This is a genomic window from Variovorax beijingensis, assembly GCF_003951285.1.
In the GTDB taxonomy this organism is placed as follows: domain Bacteria; phylum Pseudomonadota; class Gammaproteobacteria; order Burkholderiales; family Burkholderiaceae_C; genus Variovorax; species Variovorax beijingensis.
Genome location: NZ_RXFQ01000052.1, coordinates 1 through 3980 on the forward strand (window position 1 = coordinate 1; position 3980 = coordinate 3980).

The window sequence follows — 3980 nt, forward strand, 5'->3', positions numbered from 1 at the left end:
TCGGGCCCTAAGCGGAAGTACCAGCACGATGAAAGCTGCCCGTCGATGGAGACTTCAGTCGATGCCCGGAAGGCCCCTCACTGCGAAGTATTGCTTGGCGCTCTTGCTTCAAGCCCTTTGATCTCACTCAAGCCTTCGTCCGTGGGTACCGATCCAAGTTGCCAAGTAGTGTGAAGTACTCCCCCATAAAACTCACCGCCCAATTGCGACAGTCGGACGTATGTCCTTTCCTTGGACGGGACATTGATTTCAATCTCTATGTCTTTGATCATCATGTCCCAGTCCCACTTTTGAGAAAGACGATAAGCTCCGGGAGGAAGCTTTATCAGCGAATATGTTCCTGATCCTAGACTTGCAACTTCAACGCCATCTACATAGAAGTAGACATTCCGAGCTCCGAATACGAACGATCCGGGCCGATAGATGACCAACTCTCCGTTCTTTGAATCTGACACCCACGACTGGGGCTTAGGCTTGCCGCTCGGCGCAGCGCAAGCAACAAGAAAAATGGGCAGAGCCAAAAATATCCACTTTAACTTCATCTACAACCTCTCTTTCGGGGATGTCGCCCCGCCTCCATACAGACAACGTCACCGATCAAATTTCGAAACATTGTCGATCGACCGATTGTGGCCGCATTCTGCCCGTCGGCCGGCGCCGCACTCATGAGGAAAACCGGCCAACAAGGCGCGCACATGCAGCGCGAACCTGCTGCCGGTGAAGAACCTCGAGCTCTCGCGCCTCGCGATCACACTGTTCTAACCAGGCCGACGCACACTGACTGCGGAGCTCGTGCGGCGGCAGGTGGTCCGATTCGCTCGCAATAGCGACGAACAACGTGAAGTCCCGGTCATGGTCAAGCCGTGACACCTCGAATCTCAGGGCTGCCAACTGCCTTACACCCTCAACAAATAGGACCGTGCCATCCGCGAGGCCCCGAGCGGTGTCCACCACTGCCTTTGCGCGCCGCGCGGAGAGGGCCTTCGTCAACATGCTCACGTCTCTCCCCTACACATGTTCACTGTCATCCGGTCCGGCTCTTCGAAGATCCGCTATTGGCCGGCTGTAGCCTCACGACTGGTCGGCGCAAAGGGGCCCACTGCGGTCTTTGGCGCGGCTCGAAAGCCGACCTTCGTAGGGCTACTCGGGAGACGACGACTCGCTGTGATGCTCGAGCATCGCGGGGTCCGGAATCCAGCTTTGCAGCGCAGCGAAAAAGCCAGCCTCGTCATACGTCAGGATTCTGTCGTCATGAACAATGTACTGGTCATAGTTCCATTCGTCGCCTTCCCAGCCTGCGCAGAGAACCATGCGGCGAAACTTGAAATCCCAGTACTCCCACATCTTCCACGTCGAATTCAGGAAGCGTCGGGCTTCGCGTGGCACACCAGGTTTTGCTATGCCTCGAATGCTGACGAAGCAGCGCTCAATTGGCATTGATGCGGCTACCTCAGCGATCACCATATCGCCTGCGTTCAGATATGCCTCAATCCTGGCTGAAATCTTGTTCACGGGTTCTCTGCTTGCAACTTCCGCTTCTGGCCGAACTCAGTCCGTCGATTGATCGTCGGCACGAGACGCGGTTGAGATCGCGAACTTCTGCGATACGAGGCTCGGTCAGCCACAGAGCATCCACCAGGGAGAATGCTTGCTCAGCCAGCAATGTGTTGATGACCTCGTGCCGAGACAAAGCTCGACCACAAATTTTCCGATCATCGGCTCGGCGACCGACCGCATCCACAACCATAAATGACCCACCGCGAGTGCTCGGCCTATATGCCAATGAGACAAGAACTCTTGCTGCGGGCTCCGAGCCTTCCCCCCAAGGGCCGATGATCAGATCGATGATCGGGTCATGTTCTGGAGCGCTCACAGTCCACTGTACAAAGTAGACAGCAAGCGACCCTGATTGGTCAGACAGATCGCCCCAGATCGTTTTTGAAGTGCGCCCGCAGCAGTCGCAGTGACCAGTTGATTCATTCCAGAACTGGGAGGTAATTGGTGCAGGGGTAGCCATGTGATGCGAGGTATATGCGCGCAAGGAGAGGACTGTAGCCGGCCTGGGAAGGCGGGCAAAGGTCGTGAGCAGCAAAACTGGAGGGTCGTAGCGTACTTCCGCTCTTGGCCGAGCTCAGTCCCGCCATTTCAGTTGACCACCGACCCGTATCAAGTCGCTCGTTTGAACTCCAATTGCATCTCCAGCTGCCTCGAGATCCATCGGTTCGAACTGGTCCAGGTGCTCAAGCCAAACTTCAGAAAATTCCGGCTGTAGTTCTCGCCAGAAAATCATCATTTGTCGTCCCGTCGTTAACTCGAACACCCAACATAGGCTTGCTCCGAGACCTGGCTCTACGTGAGCATGGGCGTTGTCTCTGCGAAGGTTGAGGCCTTTCCACGATCTCTCGCAATAGGCGGCGCAAATCAGGCCAACCGGTAAGGCCATATATCCCCGCTCCTCTGGTGTCAGACGTCTAAATCCTGCTCTCGCCATGGACGACCGCTTCTGGGCTAAGTTTGCCCAACGGGGCGACCGACCGGTTCTGGCCGACTGCGGCCGCGGAGCTTCTCCGGCAGGAAGTCCTAAATGGAATTGGCCGGCGCTCCGGGATCGATTCCAGGAGCCCACCCAAGTACATGGAAAGCCATCGGCGGCCCACACAGCAAGCCGAGTGGTCCCAAGATGATGGTTAGTCCAACCCAGAGCCAGACCTTCCCTTTGGCAGCTACAGCGGACCGCCCCATTTCAATCACCAACCATATCGCCGAAGTAATCCAGCCGAGGCCCACGCCGGTGAAGTAGTACCCCGAGAGTGAAAGAATCGAAATGCCCACGAAGAGCAAATAGGCAAACGCCAATCTCCGTCGGGCCGCCCGTCGCTTTTGAAGGCTCTCCCCAAACTGCGTGGGGCCAATACTGCTCATGGTCGTGTTCATAGATGTCCGGTTCCGAGAACAATAGCTCTTCGGCAAAAGTCCGCTTCTGGTCGACTGTAGCCGGTCGGGCGGGAGCTTCGGCGTCGCTCCAAGGCCGCCGAACCCGACGCATCGCGGTCACTCGGTGGTCACTGACGAGAGTGCTGCGCAGAAGTCGCCGAACGAATCCGCTACATGCTCGTACGATGGCCCGCCCTCTCCGGACCGCTCGTTGCTCCAGAGGACGACCTGCGCCTCGCCCGAACCGCAGTCGAAGCACAGAGCATCGTTGTTTGCCAGCACGGCAAACGGCAGAAGCGCCCCGAGACGATTCTCCAGAGCCGACCAGAAGACATTGGCGTTTAAGAAACCGAGCTGATGGTCTTTTAGGTCATGCCCGGCCGTGTAGTGGAGGAAGCGTTCTATCGGTGGAGCAAGCTGACCATCGCGCGTGCGAAAGTATCTCGTTGAGGGCCTGCCACCGTTGAATTCCTCGACGACGTGCACGTAGCTCGGGTCGAACTCAAACGAAGGGAAATCGGCGCGGACCATGTCCTTCATTTCGTCGAGCTCGCGCTTCGAGAAGGGGCCGACCAGAGATGCGTCGAAGAATTGAAGTGGCATCGGTACCTTTGGGAAGAGGTGCGAATGACTGCTAACCGGGGCGAATTGTGGCGTATCGCCGAGCGACCGGTCCTGGCCGTCACTCGCCGTAGTCTGTGCTCGGCTCTTCGGTGCCGTCAGGCTTCCAGAATCGCCAGACTCCGACTTCCTGGCCCGCGCGGTAGCGGCCCTCGGCCGCAGGCTGCCCGTTCGGATGCAAGTCGCGCCAAAGCCCGTCCTCCTTGCCATCGACATACTGCCCTTCGGACGCCACCGTGCCATGCTCGTGGTAAGCAACGAAGAGGCCGTGCCGAATCCATCGGGTCTTGTCGGGTGCCATCACCCTCGCATAGCGGAACTTGATGGCTCCTGACTCGTAGGGGATCTCGGCGATGTTGAGGTCAGCTTCGATGGTCATGCTAAGGCATTGACGGGAATTGGCGGGCGGTCGGGAAGGTCCGGTG

At 57.8% G+C, this 3980-nt stretch carries 5 protein-coding genes; all 5 read right to left on the reverse strand.

Annotated features, from left to right (window positions below; translation table 11 throughout):
* Positions 1 to 77: 77 nt before the first annotated feature.
* The 5 genes from EJO66_RS32180 to EJO66_RS32210 all read right to left on the reverse strand — a co-directional run bounded on the left by EJO66_RS32180 (position 78) and on the right by EJO66_RS32210 (position 3934).
* The gene (locus EJO66_RS32180) at positions 78 to 542 is read right to left on the reverse strand and encodes a hypothetical protein (RefSeq protein ID WP_125967249.1); all 465 of its coding nucleotides are present in this window, start codon (positions 540 to 542) and stop codon (positions 78 to 80) included.
* A 598-nt stretch (positions 543 to 1140) separates the two neighbouring features.
* The gene (locus tag EJO66_RS32190) at positions 1141 to 1512 is read right to left on the reverse strand and encodes a hypothetical protein (RefSeq protein ID WP_125967251.1); all 372 of its coding nucleotides are present in this window, start codon (positions 1510 to 1512) and stop codon (positions 1141 to 1143) included.
* Between the two features lie 1068 nt (positions 1513 to 2580).
* A complete protein-coding gene (locus EJO66_RS32200; RefSeq protein WP_125967253.1) occupies positions 2581 to 2934 on the reverse strand; it encodes a hypothetical protein in 354 nt (117 codons plus the stop codon).
* Positions 2935 to 3051: 117 nt separating this feature from the next.
* A complete protein-coding gene (locus tag EJO66_RS32205; RefSeq protein ID WP_125967254.1) occupies positions 3052 to 3537 on the reverse strand; it encodes an SMI1/KNR4 family protein in 486 nt (161 codons plus the stop codon).
* Positions 3538 to 3616: 79 nt separating this feature from the next.
* A complete protein-coding gene (locus EJO66_RS32210; protein ID WP_124962238.1) occupies positions 3617 to 3934 on the reverse strand; it encodes a toxin-antitoxin system YwqK family antitoxin in 318 nt (105 codons plus the stop codon).
* Between the last annotated feature and the right edge of the window lie 46 nt (positions 3935 to 3980).

What these genes read in the sequence shown, in the direction of transcription:
- EJO66_RS32180 (WP_125967249.1), bottom strand. Translation starts at nt 542, where the DNA reads ATGAAGTTAAAGTGGATATTTTTGGCTCTGCCCATTTTTCTTGTTGCT.
- EJO66_RS32200 (WP_125967253.1), bottom strand. Translation starts at nt 2,934, where the DNA reads ATGAACACGACCATGAGCAGTATTGGCCCCACGCAGTTTGGGGAGAGC.
- EJO66_RS32205 (WP_125967254.1), bottom strand. Translation starts at nt 3,537, where the DNA reads ATGCCACTTCAATTCTTCGACGCATCTCTGGTCGGCCCCTTCTCGAAG.
- EJO66_RS32210 (WP_124962238.1), bottom strand. Translation starts at nt 3,934, where the DNA reads ATGACCATCGAAGCTGACCTCAACATCGCCGAGATCCCCTACGAGTCA.